Genomic DNA, 17,710 nt, shown 5'->3' with positions numbered 1-17,710 from the left:
CGCCCGATCATGAGCTTTAGACTGACATGAGCATCGACAGACTGACCATCCGCCCCGTCACCGAGCCGCTGCAGGGACGGGTGAGTCCTCCCGGCTCGAAATCGATCACCAACCGCGCGCTGCTGCTGGCAGGTCTTGCCCGCGGCACCAGCCGGCTGACCGGCGCGCTGAAGAGCGACGACACCCGCTATATGGCGCAGGCGCTGCGAGCGATGGGTGTCATGGTGGACGAGCCGGATGCCACCACCTTCGTCGTCACCGGCACCGGCGAGCTGAAGGCGCCGGCCGAGCCGCTGTTTCTTGGCAATGCCGGCACCGCCACGCGCTTCCTCACCGCTGCCGTGGCGCTCGGCCGCGGCCGCTACGTGGTCGACGGCGACCAGCACATGCGCAAGCGGCCGATCCTGCCGCTGGTCGAGGCGCTGCAAACGCTGGGCGTCTCTGTCGAGGCGCCGACAGGCTGCCCGCCGGTCACCATCGATGCGACGGGCAGCTTCTCTGCCAATCGCGTGGTCATCGATGCGGGGCTCTCCAGCCAGTATGTCTCGGCCTTGCTGATGGCAGCCGCCTGCGCCGCCGAACCCTTCGAGATCGAGCTTGCCGGCGCCGATATCGGCGCGCGCGGCTATATCGACCTGACGCTTGCCGCCATGCGCGCCTTCGGTGCTGAGGTCGAGCAGCCATCGCCATCCGTCTGGCGCATCCGGCCGACGGGCTATACCGCCACCGATTTCCACATCGAACCGGACGCGTCCGCTGCCACCTATCTGTGGGCTGCCGAGGTGCTGACGGTTGGTTCGATCGACATCGGCACGCCGGCCGATGCCTTCACCCAGCCGGATGCCAAGGCCTACGATATCATCGCCGCCTTTCCGCACATGCCTGACGTCATCGATGGCAGCCAGATGCAGGATGCCGTGCCGACCATCGCGGTCCTTGCCGCCTTCAACGAAACGCCGGTGCGCTTCATCGGCATCGCCAACCTGCGCGTCAAGGAATGCGATCGCATCCGCGCCGTGTCCACCGGTCTCAACACTATCCGGCAGGGCCTCGCGACGGAGGAGGGCGACGATCTGATCATTGCCGCGGATCCCACGCTTGCCGGCCAGACGCTGCCGGCCGAGATCGACACCTTTGCCGATCATCGCATCGCCATGAGCTTCGCACTAGCCGGCATGAAGATTGGCGGCATCACCATCCTCGACCCGAACTGCGTGGCGAAAACCTACCCGGACTACTGGGATGCCATGGCATCGCTCGGCGTCACCTACACCTAAGGCCGCGGCTTCTATTCATCTCGCCTGCTTCGGCGCCGGCCGGCTCCAACACATGACGTAAGGAAGAAATCCCGATGCGGTGGTTCTCTGGTCGCGGCCTGGCAGGTGTGCTCGCCGTCATTCTCTGCCTGCCGCTTCTGACGCGAACCGCCGCGGCGGAGGAATACATCCGCACCTACCACTCCGACATAGAGGTCGCCACCGACGGCCAGTTGACGGTTGCCGAGACGATCACCGTCAATGCCGAGGGCAACAACATCCGGCGCGGCATCTTTCGCGATTTTCCGCTGACCATGCAGGATGCCGATGGTCGCACGGTACGCGTCGATTTCGAGATGCTGTCGCTCACCCGCGATGGTGAGGACGAGCCGTTCCGCACCGAAGGCATCACCGGTGGCGTCCGTGTCTACGCGGGCTCGCAGGACGTGCTTCTGAGCAATGGTTCGCACACCTACGTCTTCACCTATCGCACCGACCGGCAGATCCGCTACTTCGACGATCACGACGAACTCTACTGGAACGTCACCGGCAACGGCTGGATGTTCCGCATCGCGCGGGCCTCGGCAACGGTGACGCTGCCGGACGGTGCCCGTGTCGGGCGCACCGCCGTCTACACGGGCCCGCTCGGCTCCACCGAGAGCGCCGCGCGGATGTCCGTGAGCGGCGATGAGGCGACTTTCGAAACGACCGGCACGCTCGGTGCGGGCGAGGGACTGACCATCGTCGTCTCCATCCCCAAGGGCGTCATCCAGCCTCCGTCGGCCGAGCAGCAGCGCAACTGGTGGTGGCGCGACCACATCGGCACGATCATCGCCCTCGGTGGGCTGGCACTGGTGCTGCTTTACTACTCGGTCAACTGGCGCCGGGTCGGGCGGGATCCGGAGGGCGGCGTTGTCGTTCCGCGCTGGGATGCGCCGGAGGGCCTGTCGCCGGCACTCGTCAACTACGTCGACAACAACGGCTTTTCCGGCGGCGGCTGGACGGCACTTGCTGCAAGCGCGCTCGATCTCGCGGTCAAAGGCTACGTGACGCTGGAAGACCTCGATGCGTCAATCACCATTCGCCGCACCGACAAGGCGAACCGCAAGGATCTGCCCCCCGGGCAGGCGGTCCTGTTGCAGTCGATCGGCGGACCGGGTGACGTGCTGGTGATCGATACGGACAATGGCAGTCGCGTCGAAACGCTGGGCCAGGAGTTCCGCAATTCGATCGAGAAGGAACATCGCGGAAAATACTACCATGGCAATGTCGGCTATATCGTCGGCGGCGTGGCGCTCAGCGTGGCAGCCATCCTGGCGCTTCTGGTGTTCGGCAATATCGAGCCGGACATGATGGGCATCCTTCTGGTGCCGGCGGTATCGGCCGTCATCTTCGGGGTCCTGGCCGTCTCCTTCGGCAAGCGGCTTCGTCGCGGGCGCTCGCTGCTGTCGAAGATCGTCTCCATCATCTTCCTCGGCTTCGTCGGCCTTGTTGCGCTGTCGGTCATGGCCGGGGCGATCGTCGCGATGTTCGCCGAACTCGGCGGCCGCGATCACTGGCCGCTGCTGGTGGCGGTCGGCGGCATCGTGCTCGCGAACGTGATGTTCTTCTTCCTGATGGGCGCACCGACGCCGCTCGGCGCCAAGCTGTCAGCCGGCATCGAGGGACTGCGCACCTACCTGACGCTTGCCGAGAAGGACCGCATGAACATGGCGGGCGCCCCGACCATGTCGCCGACGCATTTCGAAAAGCTGCTGCCCTATGCCGTGGCGCTCGGTGTCGAAAAGCCCTGGAGCCGTGCCTTCGAGACATGGCTGGCAACGGCTGCGGCCGGTGCGGCTGCGGCGGCCTATCAACCCGGCTGGTACAATGGTGCCTATGGCGGCGGCTTTGGCGATCGCATCGGCGGGTTTTCCTCGTCGATGGCCTCGACCATCGCCTCAACGATCCCGACGCCCAAGGCATCGTCCTCGTCCTCCGGCTTTTCGTCGGGCGGCGGCTCCTCAGGCGGCGGCGGCGGCGGTGGTGGCGGAGGAGGGTGGTAGGATGTTTTCGGTTGCTGCAGGTTGTTCTCTCGATTAGATAAATCGGAGGGGAACTGGGGAAAATTTCATGTCCGTGTCTACAGATCGACAGATTCTTATAGAGCAGCGCGTCACCAATGAGGCAAAGTCAGCAGGGGTCTCTTACCTGTTGTGGCTTTTTGTCGGCGGCCTTGGCGGTCATCGCTTCTACCTGGGACGGACAGGTTCTGCGGTGTGCATGCTTATTCTCACCATACTTGGCTTTGCATTGGCGGCTCTAGGCGTTGGCCTTGTCTTTCTTGCTATCGTCGGCGTTTGGGTCCTCGTGGACGCATTCCTAATACCCGGGATGGTTTCGGAGCATAAAAATAAGATCCGCAACGATCTCTTGCAGCAGGCTCTAGTGGCGGGAACGTAATCGGTCTCAGTAATGTGAGCGCCAACTCGAAGTGATGAACATCCGGTCGCGTTTTCGGCCACTCGGCAGATGACTTTTGCGCCATGCCTTGCTAAGTCCCGGCAACGCGAAATCCAAGAAAAAGCCGAGTAGCCATGCCTGATCTTCTTCTCGAACTCCGCTCCGAGGAAATCCCCGCACGCATGCAGCGCAAGGCGGCGGGCGATCTGCGCAAGCTCGTCACCGACGCGCTGGTCGAGGCGGGCCTCACCTACGAAGGTGCGCGCGAATACTGGACGCCGCGCCGGCTGACGCTCGACATCCGCGGCCTGACCGCGCGCTCCGCCGATCAGCGCGAGGAGATCAAGGGGCCGTCGACCAAGGCGCCGGAACAGGCGGTGCAGGGATTTCTGCGCAAGGCCGGTCTCTCCTCCATTTCGCAGGCGCAGGTTCTCTCCGACGCAAAGAAGGGCGACTTCTACGTCGCCGTCGTCTCCAAGCCCGGCCGTGCCGCCGAAGAGATCATTGCCGGCGTGATGCCGGGCATCATCCGGTCCTTCCCGTGGCCCAAGAGCATGCGCTCCGGTGCTGCCTCGATGCCCAAGGGCACGCGCTATGCGGGCATCGACGGCAAGGGGTCGGAAAGCCTGCGTTGGGTCCGCCCGCTGCAGTCGATCGTCTGCGTCTTCGGCCCCGAGCATGACGAGAGCCAGGTCATTGGCTTCGACGTCGATGGCATCACCGCCTCCAATGTCACCTACGGACACCGTTTCCATGCGCCCGAAGCCATCACCGTGCGCCGTTTCGATGACTATGCCGCAAGCCTCGAAAAAGCGAAGGTCATGCTCGATGCGGACCGCCGCAAGGATGTGATCCTCCACGATGCGCGCGATCTCGCCTTCGCCAACGGTCTCGATCTGGTCGAAGACGAAGGCCTGCTGGAAGAGGTCTCTGGCCTCGTCGAATGGCCGCACGTGCTGATCGGCACGTTCGAGGAAGAGTATCTGCAGATCCCGGCTGAAATCATCCGGCTGACCATCAAGACCAACCAGAAGTGTTTCGTCACCCGGCCGCAAGGCTCCGCGGAAGGCCTGTCGAACCGCTTCATCCTCGTCTCCAACATCGAGGCGAAGGATGGCGGAAAGGAAATCGTCCACGGCAACGGCAAGGTCGTTCGCGCCCGCCTGTCGGACGCAAAGCATTTCTGGACCCGCGACCAGGGCGACCTGCCGGATCTTCCGACGCTTAAGGCATCAGCCGAAAAGTTCGGCCTTGATCTCAAGAAGCCGCTCGACCAGCGGATGGCAAAGCTCGACGCGCTGAACGTCACCTTCCATGCCAAGCTCGGCACGCAGGGCGAGCGCGTCGCCCGCATCCGGGCGCTGGCGAAAAACCTGGCGCCGATCGTCGGTGCCGATGAGACGCTCGTCGATCGCGCCGCCGTGCTCGCCAAGGCCGACCTGCGAACCGAGGCAGTCGGTGAGTTCCCCGAACTGCAGGGCCTGATGGGCCGGCGCTACGCCGCGTTGCAGGGCGAGGACGAAAGTGTGGCAACCGCCATCGAGGACCACTACAAGCCGCAGGGTCCGTCCGACCGCGTGCCGGAGGATAAGGTGGCGATCACGGTCGCGCTCGCCGACAAGCTCGATACGCTGATCGGTTTCTGGGCGATCGATGAAAAGCCGACCGGCTCCAAGGATCCCTATGCGCTGCGTCGCGCGGCGCTCGGCGTCGTGCGCATCATTCTGGAGCGCAAGGTGCGGCTGAACCTGCTGTCGCTGTTCGATCTCGCATTGCCGCTGGTGATGTCGGCACCGAAGGGTCAGGCGCCTGAGACCGATGAAGAGCAGGCACTGGCGCAGAACAGCTATATCAACGAGACCTTCCCGGAGGTGTCTGCGCAGCCGGCCATTGCCACCGACCTCCTGTCCTTCTTCCAGGACCGCCTGAAAGTCTACCTGCGCGACATGGGCGCCCGCCACGACATTATCGATGCCGTGCTGACGCCGGATGCCGACGACCTGCTGCTGGTTGCCCGCCGCGCCGAGGCGCTGACCGCCTTCATCACCTCGGAAGACGGCAAGAACCTGCTGGCCGGTACCAAGCGCGCCACGCAGTTGCTCGCCGCCGAAGAGAAGAAGGGAACGGTCGTCGCCGACGGTGTGGCCGAGGAGCTGCTGAAGCTGGATGCGGAAAAGGCGCTGGCTGCAGCCATCACCTCTGCCACCGCGGAAGCCTCGCAGGCCGTTGCCACGGAAGACCTCCGCTCGGCGATGGAGGCGCTGTCGAAGCTGCGCGGTCCGGTGGACCGGTTCTTCGAGGATGTACTGGTGAATGGCGAGCATGTGGCGATCCGGGCCAACCGCCTGGCGCTGCTGAAGGCCATCCGGGAGGCAACGGCGACGGTCGCCGATTTCTCGAAGATCGCCGGTTGAGTTTCATTCTTCACCGGCTTCGTGCTATCCTCCTAGAGTGGAGCCGGTAGGATTGTGCCGATGAACAAGCCCGTCCAGATAACCCTTGGCGAACCCTTTGCCAATTTCGTTGAGAGCGAAGTCGAAAGCGGCCGTTTCGCCTCGCCACAGGCCGTTATCGAAGCTGGGCTGCGGCTGCTTGAGGAAGACCACGCGAAGTATGGAAAGCTTCGCGCGCTGTTGATCGAGGGTGAGAACAGCGGTGAGCCCCGTCACGTTGATCGCGATGAATTCCTCGCCCGCATGCGCAATAAGTACGGACGATGAAGAAATATCGCCTAAGCCCGGCCGCGGAAGGCGATCTTGACGATATCTGGAACTACACCGCCATCGAATGGTCCGCTGATCAGGCTGATCGCTATATTTCCCATCTTTTCGACGCCTTCGCCAGACTTGGTGATCATCCTGGCATTGGGCAGTTGAAAGACGACATTAAGCCTGGCTACCGGCGCTTCAAATGCGCTCATCATCTTGTCTTTTATGTCCTGACCAACGAAGGGCCAGTGAATATCGCCCGCATCCTCCACGAAAAGAGCAATGCTCTCCGGCACCTGGATCCATCCGAATGATGCCTCCTGCCTGGACGCTGGTCAGCCGTGGCTATGATGCCAGCGGTAATCCGCGGAAGCACCCGCATCTGCAACGGTGGCACGACGAAGGCCGGAGGGTCGGTCACTGCCCGGAGCTAGCAGGCGGCATAGGCGTGCCGCGCCCGCCACCGAGATACAGCAGAGACGGGTTCGGCGCCGGAAGAGTTAGCACTCAGCGGGTCGGGCGCAGCTCGTAGGTCGAGAAATTCGGTGCCGAGGTATCCGCCACCGGTGTGATACGGGCCGGCTCGGAAGCCTCCGTTGCTGCGGCAGCCGGGGCGACCGCCGAGGTGGTGGCCTGCAGGTCGACGCCATCACCCTTTGCCGGCCTGCCGTCGCGGCCGGCAAGCACGCCCTTTTCCGTCTCCACCCAGACAGGATTGACGCTGACGAAGGTCACGGGCGAGCCGCCCATCCAGGCTTCGGTCCGCACCAGCGTCGGCTTGCCGTTGCGGTCTTCCACCGAAAGCCGTTGCTCGCCCTGCGCCAGGCTCGGCAGGCTGTTGCCTTCCGGTTCGGCGGGAGCCGTCACCGGTGCACAGGCGGTGCAGGTCATGGTGGTGATGCTGGGAGGATTGGCGATCGGGATCGTTGACCACATCTCGACGGAGGATGCTGCCGCAGGCGAGGCTGCAAACGCTGCGAGGACTGTCAGGACATGGCTGTACATCGGTCGACCCCCGGTTGAAGTTCGGGAATGCTACCGTGTCTTCCTTTCCATCCGGTCAGGGGACGAAGTTAACGCCGGGTAAAGATCGTGCTGCGCGGGCCGGTGGTCAGCCGCGCTCGATCGCCTGCCAGCCGATGTCGCGACGGCAGAAGCCGTTTTCCCACTCCACCTGATCGACCAGCGCATAGGCGCGTGCCTGAGCTTCCGCGACCGTGCGGCCGGTGGCCGTCAGGTTGAGCACCCGGCCGCCGGTTGCCACAAGCTGTCCGTCCCTCATCGCCGTTCCGGCGTGGAAAACCCTGCCTGTCTCGCCGCCGGCCGGGAGATGCCGGATCGGCGTGCCCTTGTCGTAGGCGGCAGGATACCCCTTGGAAGCCATGACCACCGTCAGGGCCACATCGTCCCGCCACTCGGCGCTCACCTCGTCCAGCGTGCCGGTGGCAGCGGCATACAGGATCGGCAGCAGATCGCTCTTCAGCCGCATCATCAGCACCTGGCATTCCGGATCGCCGAAACGCACGTTGTATTCGATGAGTTCGGGACCCTTTTCGGTGATCATCAGGCCGGCGAAGAAGACGCCGGTGAACGGAAATCCGCTTTCGGCCATGCCGCGGATCGTCGGTTCGATGATCTCCGTCATTGTCCGCGCTACCATCTCGTCGGTCATCACCGGCGCCGGCGAATAGGCGCCCATGCCGCCGGTGTTGGGACCGGTGTCGCCGTCACCCACGCGCTTGTGGTCCTGGGCGGTTGCGAGCGCCAGCGCCGTCTTGCCATCGGACAGGCAGAAGAAGCTCGCCTCCTCGCCGTCCAGATAGGCCTCGACCACCACTTCGGCGCCGGCTGAGCCGAAGGCGCCGGCAAAGCAGTCGTCGATGGCGGCAAGTGCCTCGTCGAGTGTCATGGCCACAGTCACGCCCTTGCCGGCGGCAAGTCCGTCGGCCTTGACGACGATCGGCGCGCCTTGTTCGCGCACATACGCCTTTGCCGGTTCAGCGGCGGTAAACCGCTGGTAGGCGCCGGTGGGGATGTTGTAGCGGGCGCAGATGTCCTTGGTGAAGCCCTTCGAGCCTTCGAGCTGCGCGGCGGCCCTGGAGGGTCCGAAGACCGCAAAGCCGGCGTCACGCAGATCGTCGGCAAGCCCTGCGACCAGCGGCGCTTCGGGGCCGACGACCACGAAGTCGACCCCCGTGTCGCGGCAAAATGCAATGACGGCTGAATGATCTTCGGCGTCGAGCGCCACCAGTTCGGCCTCCTCGGCGATGCCGGGATTGCCGGGCGCGGCATAGAGCTTCGTCAGAAGCGGCGACTGCGCGAGCTTCCAGGCCAGCGCGTGTTCGCGGCCGCCGGATCCGATCACAAGAACCTTCACTGTCGCCCCCATGGTTTTTAATGGTGCCCCGGCGGTTAAGGGGACGGGCGGCAAAGGTCAAGCGCGACGTCCGGTGGTTCGGCATGATCCGCGGGAAACCTTGACGATCAACTTGCCGATACGTACAAATAGGTATCGGCGGAGGTTGGCTTGGACAGTCACGAGGTGCTGAAGCGGTTGAAGAGGCAAGGCTGTCTGGAGGTTGCCCAGAAGGGGCGCCACAAGCACTTGAAGCATCCGTCCGGCGGCGGACGAGTCACCGTACCCCACCCGAAGCGCGACATACCGGTCGGCACCTTGCGGTCGATCTGGCGCCAGGCTGGATGGAACTGGCCTCCGGAATGACTACGGTTTGAGTGAAGGATAATCCCATGCAGATCGTCGCTCTGGTTCACAGGCAGGATGATGCCTACGGCATTTCGTTTCCCGATCTGCCCGGCTGCGTATCCGCTTCGACATCCCTTGATGACCTTCTGCGCGAAGGCAAGGAAGCGCTGGATCTGCATGTCGAGTGCATGCTTGACGACGGCGAGGAGCTGCCGGAATTTCGGTCGCTGGAAGAGCTGAAGAAGGCCGACGCGTTCCGTGAGGAGTTCACCACCGCCGAAGTGGTCACGCTTTTGCCTGTGGACAGGCCGGGACGCTCCGTGAAGGTGACAATCACCATGGAGGAACATCTGCTAAACCGCCTCAACAAGGCGGCGGAGCGGCAAGGCTATACCCGCTCCGGCTTTATTGCCGACGCGGTTCGTCGGAAGCTGACCGGCTGACGACGCTTGCTTTGCCCCATTCCGCAGCTATGGTCCGCGCCACCCAGGACCCCGGCACCCGAGTAGACCAGGACAAGAGACATTCATGGCCGCTGACATTCGCTCCATCGCTTCCACCATCGCCACGGAAATCAATGCCCGCGCCGATCAGGCGATCGCCGCCATTGGACTGCTGGACGAGGGCGCGACGGTGCCGTTCATCGCCCGCTACCGCAAGGAAGTCACCGGCGGGCTTGACGACACGCAGCTGCGCAATCTCGCCGAACGCCTCGTCTACCTGCGCGAGCTGGAGGCCCGCCGCTCCGCGATCGCCGATTCCATCAACGGCCAGGGCAAGATGACCGACGAGCTGTCGCTGAAGATCGCCCGGGCGACAACCAAAGCCGAGCTGGAAGATCTCTATCTGCCCTACAAGCCGAAACGCCGGACGAAGGCGGAGATTGCCCGCGAGCGTGGACTTGGGCCGCTGGCTGAAGCGCTGTGGGCCAACCGCGCCGCCGATCCGGCGCAGCTGGCGCACGCCTATCTGTCGGCAGACGTCGTCGACGTGAAGGCGGCGCTCGATGGCGCCCGCGATATCGTTGCCGAGACCATCGCCGAGAATGCCGATCTCCTGAAGCGCCTGCGCCAGCACATGCGCGACAAGGCGATGCTGAAGGCCAAGGTGGTCGACCGCAAGCAGGAGGCGGGTGCGAAGTTCTCCGACTATTTCGACCACACGGAGCGCTGGTCAACGACGCCCGGCCACCGGGCGCTTGCCATGTTGCGCGGCTGGAACGAGGAAATGCTGACACTGACCATCGAGGTCGATCAGGACGATCCGTCGCCGGTGAAGCCCGTGCAGCGGATGATTGCCGGTGCCTTCGCCATCGGCGACAAAGGGCCGGCCGACCGCTGGCTGATGGAGGTCGCCGGCTGGACGTGGCGCGTCAAGCTGTCGATGTCGCTGTCGCTCGACCTGATGCGCGAACTGCGTGAACGGTCTGAGGAAGAGGCGATCCGGGTGTTTGCCCGTAACCTCAAGGACCTGCTGCTGGCCGCGCCCGCCGGCTCGCGTCCGACCATGGGACTTGATCCGGGCATCCGCACCGGCGTCAAGGTGGCGATCATCGATGGCACCGGCAAACTGCTTGAAACGACCACCGTCTATCCGTTCCCGCCGAGGAACGACGTGCGCGGCACGCAGACCGAACTGGCGGCCCTCATCCGCAAGCACGACGTCGACCTCATCTCGATCGGCAATGGGACTGGCAGCCGCGAAACGGAAAAGCTGGTGGCCGACATGCTGGCGCAATTGCCGACAACGGGAAAGAAGCCGACCAAGGTCATCGTTTCCGAAGCCGGTGCCTCGATCTATTCGGCCTCCGAGCTCGCAGCGCTCGAATTCCCCGGCCTCGACGTGTCCTTGCGCGGCGCCGTATCGATTGCCCGCCGCCTGCAGGATCCGCTCGCCGAACTCGTCAAGATCGAGCCGAAGTCGATCGGCGTCGGCCAGTACCAGCACGACGTCGACCAGAACAAGCTGTCCCGCTCCCTGGATGCCGTCGTCGAGGATGCGGTGAACGCCGTCGGCGTCGACCTCAACACGGCATCGCCGCCGCTGCTTGCCCGCGTCGCCGGCCTGACACGGTCGATCGCCGATGCGATCGTCCTCCACCGCGACGAGAACGGGCCGTTCGCCAGCCGCAAGGACCTGCTGAAGGTATCGAGGCTTGGCGCGCGCACCTTCGAGCAGTGCGCCGGCTTCCTGCGCATTCCAAACGGCAAGGAACCGCTCGACGCATCCTCCGTGCATCCGGAAGCCTATGGCGTGGCCAAGAAGATCGTCGCCGCTTGCGGCCGTGATCTCCGCTCGGTGATGGGCGACAGCACAGCGCTGAAATCCGTCGATCCGCGGCAGTTCATCGACGAGACGTTCGGCCTGCCAACGGTCAAGGACATCATCGCCGAGCTGGAAAAGCCGGGCCGCGATCCGCGTCCGAGCTTCAAGACCGCGACGTTCGCCGAGGGTGTCGACGAGATCACCGACCTGAAGCCCGGCATGATGCTGGAAGGCACGGTCACCAATGTGGCGGCCTTCGGTGCCTTCGTCGATATCGGCGTCCACCAGGATGGCCTCGTGCATGTGTCGCAGCTTGCCGATCGTTTCGTCAAGGATCCGCACGAGGTGGTCAAGGCCGGCGATGTCGTGAAGGTGCGTGTCGTCGAGGTGGATGTGAAGCGCAAGCGCATCGGACTGACGATGCGCAAGGACGGCGGTGAGGCGCAAGCGCCGTCGATGCGCGAGCCGCGTGGCTCGGCCAATGCCATGCGACACGCCAACGCCAAACCTGCGCGTCCCGAGACGCCGCAGATGGGCGGCCTCGGAGCCGCGCTCGCCGAGGCGATGAAGCGGCGCTAATTTAGTCTTATCCGATGCGAACTTAGCCGGCTGGACGATGTTCGGCGGCGGTTGCCTTACGGCGCTTTTGCGTCAAGAATTCGCTTGTCTCCGGGAATGAAGGCAGTAGATTTCGGTTAGTAAGGCAAGCTTAGTATCGGAGGTAGACGTGGCCTCATCCCTGCGGAAGTTGCTGGCTAGAATCATCAGGGTGGGCGAGCTGACGGTCAGCGGCCCGGATGGCATGCAGAGGTTCGGGCAGGGCGGGGGGCGCAGATTGTCCCTGCGTTTTACCGACGACAAGGCGGAAGAGGAGCTGGCCGCCGATCCGGCGCTGAAGCTCGGCGAGCTTTTCATGGGCGGCCGGATGATCGTCGAGGACGGCGACATCTACGAGTTCCTGGCGCTGGTGAAGGATAATACCCTCAGCGAAGGACTGACCTTCGGGATGATCTGGCGCGGCCTATCGCGCATGCTCGTGGCCCAGTTCCGCAATCGCGTGCCGGTCAATCACAATCGCCGCAACGTCGCCCATCACTACGATCTCAGCGAAAAGCTGTTCTCGCTGTTCCTCGACGAGGACTGGCAATACTCCTGCGCCTATTTCAATCCGCCGGGCATTTCGCTGGACGAGGCGCAACTGGCCAAGAAGCGCCATATCGCGGCCAAGCTGATGCCGAACCCCGGCCAGCGGGTGCTGGAGATCGGTTCCGGCTGGGGCGGCATGGCGATGTATCTGGCCGAATCCTCCGGTGTCGACGTCACCGGCATTACCCTCAGCCAGGAGCAGCTCAAGATCTCCCGCGACCGGGCGGAACGGCGGGGCCTGACCGACCGGGTCCGCTTCGAACTCCAGGACTACCGCAATCTGAAGCCACAGACGAAGTTCGACCGGATTGTCTCGGTCGGCATGTTCGAACATGTCGGGCGGACCAACTATTCCAACTTCTTCCGCAAGGTGAATGAGGTCCTCGACGATGACGGCGTGATGCTGCTGCATTCGATCGGTCAGCCGACCATCGCCTACGTCACTAACCCGTTCATCGAAAAATACATCTTCCCCGGCGGCTACATCCCGGCCCTGTCGGAAGTCCTGCCGCCTATCGAAAAGGCCGGGCTGCTGATTTCCGACATCGAGATCCTGCCGGTCCATTATGGCACCACGCTGCGGCATTGGCGGGAGCGCTTCGTTGCCAACCGGGAGCGGGCGGTGGCACTGTATGACGAACGCTTCTTCCGCATGTGGGAATTTTATCTCGCCGGTTCGGAGATGGCCTTCACCCACGAGAACTTCTTCATCTTCCAGATCCAGCTGAAGAAGGCCCGCGATGGCGTGCCGAACAATCGCGACTACATCCTTGAGCGCGAGGCGGCGCTGAAGCAATTCGAGGTGACGCGCAAGCCGCTGGAGCCGTTCCTGTTCTGAGATTCAGTCGGATTTCGTCCGGTCGCGGGGGGGCAATATCGCAACAAAAATTCATGCCGCCGGGCGCTTTCGTCCAGCTGGGAAAATCACTAGAACTTGCCGCCATGAAACGCTCTCAGCATATCACCGGCCGGGTCGCCGACGCACCTTCCGACAACTGGGTCTATCAGGCGCTTCCGCGTTGGGTCTGGCCCTACGCGCAGCTTGCCCGCTGGGACCGGCCGATCGGCTGGCAGCTTCTGATGTGGCCGTGCTTCTGGTCGGCGGCGCTGGCGGCGAATGCCGATGTGGCACCCGACGGCGGCTTTTCGCTGAAACTCAAGCTGACGCACCTGTTCCTGTTCTTCCTCGGATCCGTCGCCATGCGTGGTGCAGGCTGCACCTATAACGACCTCGTCGACCACGAGATCGATGGGGCGGTCGCGCGGACCCGTTCGCGTCCGCTGCCCTCCGGCCGCGTCAGCCGACTGCAGGCAAAGCTCTTCCTGGTCGGCCAGGCGCTGGTTGGTCTGCTGGTGCTCCTGCAGTTCAACAGCTTCACCATCATGCTCGGCTTTGCCTCGCTGCTGATCGTCGCCATCTATCCCTTTGCCAAGCGGTTTACCGATTGGCCGCAGTTTTTCCTCGGCCTCGCCTTCTCATGGGGTGCGCTGATGGGCTGGACCGGCGTGTTCGGGGAGCTGTCGTGGGCGCCTGTCTGGCTCTATCTTGCAGCGATCGCCTGGACCGTCGGCTACGACACGATCTATGCGCACCAGGACAAGGAGGATGACGCGCTGGTTGGCGTGCGTTCGACTGCCCGGCTGTTCGCCGAGCACACCAAGGTGTGGCTGAGCATCATCTACGGGGCGGCGCTGGTGTTCTTCGTCTTTGCCTTCATCGCCGCTGAGGTCGGCATCCTGGGCTATCTCGGGCTGCTGCTGGCCGGCCTGATGTTTGCCTGGCAGGTGCTGATCATCGACATCGACAATCCCGACCAGTGTCTCAGGCTGTTCAAGTTCAACAGCCGCGTCGGCGGGGTGATCTTCCTCGGCCTTGCGGCCTCTCTCGTCAGCTACGGTTGAACGCAGGAGGCCAGGCGCTAAGCCTGGCCTCGAATGCGGTTCTAGGCCGTGCGAAACGGATCAGCGCCGGGCGATGATCTCCTTGCCCTCGATCTTCATCGCCACGCCCAGGCTGCCGGTCGTCCGGCGGACGAGGAAGCGTGGCCGACGGGCGGCGAAGTAGGAGTGGCGGCGACGCTGCTTCACCGTGTGGGTGCGCAACTCGCCTAGATGGTTTTCCAGCGGACGTGCAACGCCATCGGCTTCGACCATCAGCATCGGGATGCGGAAGGCTTCCGACCAGCTGCGCCAGTCGGCGGCGATATCGCAGAGATCATGCGCGACGAGCAGCGGAATGCACAGGTCCGCATCCTCGTGATGCAGCTCCAGGGTCACGGTGACCTCGCCGTTACCGTGGTCGATGGCACGGGCCGCGACCCCTTTGAAGGCGCGGGCCGGAAGAGCGAAGGAAAGCGGCAGGCCGCTTCCCAGCAGTATCTTGCGCAGGACTGCGCCGCGTTCGTCGATGGTGATCGTGACATCGCCGGCGGCATCATGCAGCCCGTACGTGATCTGCTGGGGAAAACGCGACGGATCGAGCCGCAACGTTGCACCTGCCCATGAGGGTTTCAGAACCGTATTTGTCATCTCGAATGCTACCCTTGTTTTACCTGAGAGCCGATTTCATTGGCTTTCTTTCCGGGACTTTCCGTCCTCTGATGGCCCGAACATAGGGCGGCGCTTTCCAGAACCGCTTAAAAATCGCGGTTAAGAAATTCCAGCGTCTTCAGTTGGTTACCGAAATAGAAGTCGTCAGGGTTTCCGTTCCGTGAACAGCGGCCGGAGTGTGCTGAGCCAAAACAGAAAACGCTCCCGCGTCAGTTCGGGACAAGCCTGCCGTGCGAAATTGAGGAGCAATTCTTTAAGCGTGTCCGGGCTATGCTGCGCGCCGCAACGAACGCGCCTGGGTGAACGAGAGGCTCCCCCCGCTATGGTATCGACCTACCTCAGCTATGATCTTGTCAGCCGTGACATGCAGGCGAGCCTCAAACGCGTCTCCAATCAGAACATCGTTGCCCGCGACGCCGAGTACTACAAGACGAACATCGGCAAGGTGACGTCGGTCGACGACTTCATGGACGATTACCGGCTCTATTCCTACGCCATGACGGCCTTCGGCCTGGGCGATATGGCCTATGCCAAGGCGTTCATGCGCAAGGTGCTGGAAAGCGACCTCACCGACGAGAACAGCTTTGCCAACAAGCTGACCGACGACCGCTACCGCGAATTCGCGTCCGCCTTCAACTTCTCCTCGGACGAAAAGACCGCCCAGTCCTCCACCCAGGTGGATGCCATGGTCGATCTCTACAATCAGACGATGGTCAGCGAAGGCGACGCCGTGACCACCGAGACGAACTACTTCAACGCGATGATGAAGGAGGTCGGTTCGGTTGACGAGATGCTGGGAAACGACCGGCTGCGCGGCTACCTGCTGAAAAGCTTCGATGTCGACGAGCGTTACTATTCGCGTTCGCTGGTGGCCGGGGCCCTGTCGAGCGACACCGGCGACAGCCAAAGCTACATCAACCAGACGCTTGGCCCGCAGCGCGAGACGCTGAACACCCAGGTCACCGATGCCCGCACGCGTCTGGCAGCCGCCACCACCGAGGCCGACAAGAACAAGATCAACACCGAGATTGCCGGCTATCAGGCACAGCTCAGCTCGATCCAGAAGTACTACGACATCGCCGACGCCTTCGAATTTCAGTCTGATGGCAGGTCGCCCGCCGACGGCGCCCAGACGAACGACCAGAAGACGGCGATCAACAGCCTCTATCTCAGCAGGCAGGATCGCGTCTCCACCGCCAGCGCGGTCAGCGAGGACAATTACTTCAAGAGCAAGATGGCGACGCTTACCAACGTCGAGCAACTGACGGCGGATACGCGGCTCTACAACTACGTCACGACGGCCTTCAACCTCACCGGCATCACCGTGGTTCGCTCCACCGTCGAGCAGATCCTGACGAGCGACCTCAGCGATCCCAACAGCTACGTCAATCGCTTCAGCGGCAGTCATCCGGAATACATGGCGCTGGCGAAGGCCTTCAGTTTCGGCACCGACGGCACGGTCGAAGCCGGCAGCGCCCAGACCACGCAGCAGGCGGCACTCACCTCCAGCAACTATTTCAGCCGCTACAACGATGTGCAGGACGCCGCCGACGAGAAGGCGGCGACCCTCTACCGCACGGCCATATCGGATATCGATTCGGTCGACGAGTTCCTGACGAAGCAGGACGTCTACCAGTTCGCCCTCAAGGCCGTCGGCATCGATCCGGACGAGGTTTCTTCCTACACGATCAGCCGCGTGCTGAAGAGCGATCTGGATGACCCGAACAGCTTCGTCTACACCCTGAAGGACGACCGCTACCTGACGCTGGCCAAGGCCTTCAACTTTACCAGGGACGGCAACGTCACGACCCCGCTGACCGCCCAGTCACAGGGCACGATCACCGCCATCGCCTCCGACTACACGGTGAAGATGGCGCGCTTCCTCGAGGACGATGCGCGGGACAAGGCGCGTGCCGATGCCAAGGTTGAGACGGCTTACTACTCGCAGAAGATGCTGAGCATCCAGTCTGCCTCGGATTTCATCAACGACGACCGCTTGGTCAATGTGCTGCTGACCGCCTACGACGTCGATCCGACCAAGGTGTCGAAGGATTTCCTCAAGCAGATCTTCGCCTCCGACCTCAACGACCCGAAGAGCTTCGTCAACCAGCAGGCGGACGTCTGGGGCGAGATCCTCGGCACCTTCAATTTTGATGCCAAGGGCAAGCTGTCTGACGTCAACGACCAGGGTGCACAGTCGCTCGGCAAGATCTACGAGACGCAGAACAAGTACGACCGCCAGACGCTGGAGCAGCAGCAGGGCGAGGAGAACAACGGCGTCCGGCTGGCGCTGTATTTCGAGCGCATGTCGAAATCGATCACCAGCGCCTACGATATTCTGGGCGATACGGCGCTTCTCGAATTCTTCCGCGTCAGCTTCCAGCTGCCCGACAGCTTCAGCAATCTCGACGTCGACAAGCAGGCGGAGCTTGTCAAGAAGTACCTGACGCTGACCGATCTCCAGGATCCCGACATGGTGTCGAAGATGATCAGCAAGTTCACCGTGATGTACGACCTGGAAAACTCCAGCGCCAGCACCTCGGCCCTGTCCATCCTGACCGGCGCCGGCAGTGGCGGATCGATCAGCGCCGACCTCCTGACCTCGCTTGCCCAGAACCGCTGACGCGTCGCGTCTGCCC

Annotated in this window: 15 protein-coding genes; 12 read left to right on the top strand and 3 right to left on the bottom strand. The window is 63.2% G+C overall.

The window, feature by feature from the left end:
* The first annotated feature begins 26 nt into the window (after positions 1-26).
* The 6 genes from aroA (at position 27) to ACR65N_RS04455 (ending at position 6,720) form a co-directional block, all read left to right on the top strand.
* Entirely contained in the window at positions 27-1,277 is a 1,251-nt protein-coding gene (gene aroA, locus ACR65N_RS04480) for a 3-phosphoshikimate 1-carboxyvinyltransferase (RefSeq protein ID WP_440455905.1), read from the top strand.
* A 74-nt stretch (positions 1,278-1,351) separates the two neighbouring features.
* Complete coding sequence (locus tag ACR65N_RS04475; protein ID WP_440455904.1) at positions 1,352-3,301, top strand: DUF2207 domain-containing protein; 1,950 nt, start codon at positions 1,352-1,354, stop codon at positions 3,299-3,301.
* A 67-nt stretch (positions 3,302-3,368) separates the two neighbouring features.
* A complete protein-coding gene (locus tag ACR65N_RS04470) occupies positions 3,369-3,698 on the top strand; it encodes a TM2 domain-containing protein (RefSeq protein ID WP_440455903.1) in 330 nt (109 codons plus the stop codon).
* 134 nt (positions 3,699-3,832) lie between these two features.
* On the top strand, positions 3,833-6,112 hold the full coding sequence (gene glyS, locus ACR65N_RS04465; protein ID WP_440455902.1) for a glycine--tRNA ligase subunit beta: 2,280 nt from the start codon (positions 3,833-3,835) through the stop codon (positions 6,110-6,112).
* Positions 6,113-6,172: 60 nt separating this feature from the next.
* Entirely contained in the window at positions 6,173-6,418 is a 246-nt protein-coding gene (locus ACR65N_RS04460; RefSeq protein ID WP_440455901.1) for a type II toxin-antitoxin system ParD family antitoxin, read from the top strand.
* On the top strand, positions 6,415-6,720 hold the full coding sequence (locus ACR65N_RS04455; protein ID WP_440455900.1) for a type II toxin-antitoxin system RelE/ParE family toxin: 306 nt from the start codon (positions 6,415-6,417) through the stop codon (positions 6,718-6,720). Before ACR65N_RS04460 ends, ACR65N_RS04455 begins: the two co-directional genes overlap by 4 nt.
* A 193-nt stretch (positions 6,721-6,913) precedes the next feature.
* Here the strand turns inward: ACR65N_RS04455 and ACR65N_RS04450 are convergent, their stop codons facing one another.
* On the bottom strand, positions 6,914-7,411 hold the full coding sequence (locus ACR65N_RS04450) for a plant virulence effector HPE1-like domain-containing protein (protein ID WP_440455899.1): 498 nt from the start codon (positions 7,409-7,411) through the stop codon (positions 6,914-6,916).
* A gap of 106 nt (positions 7,412-7,517) precedes the next feature.
* Positions 7,518-8,783 (bottom strand): phosphoribosylamine--glycine ligase, encoded by a 1,266-nt coding sequence (gene purD / locus ACR65N_RS04445; protein ID WP_440455898.1) that lies wholly within the window; start codon positions 8,781-8,783, stop codon positions 7,518-7,520.
* Positions 8,784-8,933: 150 nt separating this feature from the next.
* Between purD and ACR65N_RS04440 the strand changes: the two genes are divergently transcribed.
* The 5 genes from ACR65N_RS04440 to ubiA all read left to right on the top strand — a co-directional run bounded on the left by ACR65N_RS04440 (position 8,934) and on the right by ubiA (position 14,423).
* Positions 8,934-9,128 (top strand): type II toxin-antitoxin system HicA family toxin, encoded by a 195-nt coding sequence (locus tag ACR65N_RS04440; RefSeq protein ID WP_440455897.1) that lies wholly within the window; start codon positions 8,934-8,936, stop codon positions 9,126-9,128.
* 26 nt (positions 9,129-9,154) lie between these two features.
* Positions 9,155-9,553 (top strand): type II toxin-antitoxin system HicB family antitoxin, encoded by a 399-nt coding sequence (locus ACR65N_RS04435; protein WP_440455896.1) that lies wholly within the window; start codon positions 9,155-9,157, stop codon positions 9,551-9,553.
* Between the two features lie 85 nt (positions 9,554-9,638).
* The gene (locus tag ACR65N_RS04430) at positions 9,639-11,954 is read left to right on the top strand and encodes a Tex family protein (RefSeq protein ID WP_440455895.1); all 2,316 of its coding nucleotides are present in this window, start codon (positions 9,639-9,641) and stop codon (positions 11,952-11,954) included.
* A gap of 148 nt (positions 11,955-12,102) precedes the next feature.
* Positions 12,103-13,359: a cyclopropane fatty acid synthase gene (locus ACR65N_RS04425; protein WP_440455894.1), complete on the top strand. Its 1,257-nt coding sequence runs from the start codon at positions 12,103-12,105 to the stop codon at positions 13,357-13,359.
* Between the two features lie 104 nt (positions 13,360-13,463).
* Complete coding sequence (gene ubiA, locus ACR65N_RS04420; protein ID WP_440455893.1) at positions 13,464-14,423, top strand: 4-hydroxybenzoate octaprenyltransferase; 960 nt, start codon at positions 13,464-13,466, stop codon at positions 14,421-14,423.
* A gap of 60 nt (positions 14,424-14,483) precedes the next feature.
* Here the strand turns inward: ubiA and ACR65N_RS04415 are convergent, their stop codons facing one another.
* Positions 14,484-15,050, bottom strand: coding sequence for a DUF6101 family protein (locus ACR65N_RS04415; protein WP_440455892.1), 567 nt, complete (start codon positions 15,048-15,050; stop codon positions 14,484-14,486).
* Positions 15,051-15,393: 343 nt separating this feature from the next.
* Here ACR65N_RS04415 and ACR65N_RS04410 point away from each other — a divergent pair, with 343 nt between their 5' ends.
* Positions 15,394-17,694, top strand: a complete 2,301-nt coding sequence (locus ACR65N_RS04410) for a DUF1217 domain-containing protein (protein WP_440455891.1) — start codon at positions 15,394-15,396, stop codon at positions 17,692-17,694.
* Positions 17,695-17,710: the final 16 nt, after the last annotated feature.

The organism is Rhizobium sp. SAFR-030 (genome assembly GCF_059415005.1).
Note: the sequence above shows the minus strand (reverse complement) of the source record. Positions and strands in the feature narration are given on the sequence as shown.

Bases quoted from the DNA above. Each gene is read 5' to 3' on its own strand.
- aroA (WP_440455905.1), top strand. From the start codon at position 27: ATGAGCATCGACAGACTGACCATCCGCCCCGTCACCGAGCCGCTGCAG.
- ACR65N_RS04475 (WP_440455904.1), top strand. From the start codon at position 1,352: ATGCGGTGGTTCTCTGGTCGCGGCCTGGCAGGTGTGCTCGCCGTCATT.
- ACR65N_RS04470 (WP_440455903.1), top strand. From the start codon at position 3,369: ATGTCCGTGTCTACAGATCGACAGATTCTTATAGAGCAGCGCGTCACC.
- glyS (WP_440455902.1), top strand. From the start codon at position 3,833: ATGCCTGATCTTCTTCTCGAACTCCGCTCCGAGGAAATCCCCGCACGC.
- ACR65N_RS04460 (WP_440455901.1), top strand. From the start codon at position 6,173: ATGAACAAGCCCGTCCAGATAACCCTTGGCGAACCCTTTGCCAATTTC.
- ACR65N_RS04455 (WP_440455900.1), top strand. From the start codon at position 6,415: ATGAAGAAATATCGCCTAAGCCCGGCCGCGGAAGGCGATCTTGACGAT.
- ACR65N_RS04450 (WP_440455899.1), bottom strand. From the start codon at position 7,411: ATGTACAGCCATGTCCTGACAGTCCTCGCAGCGTTTGCAGCCTCGCCT.
- ACR65N_RS04435 (WP_440455896.1), top strand. From the start codon at position 9,155: ATGCAGATCGTCGCTCTGGTTCACAGGCAGGATGATGCCTACGGCATT.
- ACR65N_RS04430 (WP_440455895.1), top strand. From the start codon at position 9,639: ATGGCCGCTGACATTCGCTCCATCGCTTCCACCATCGCCACGGAAATC.
- ubiA (WP_440455893.1), top strand. From the start codon at position 13,464: ATGAAACGCTCTCAGCATATCACCGGCCGGGTCGCCGACGCACCTTCC.
- ACR65N_RS04415 (WP_440455892.1), bottom strand. From the start codon at position 15,050: ATGACAAATACGGTTCTGAAACCCTCATGGGCAGGTGCAACGTTGCGG.
- ACR65N_RS04410 (WP_440455891.1), top strand. From the start codon at position 15,394: ATGGTATCGACCTACCTCAGCTATGATCTTGTCAGCCGTGACATGCAG.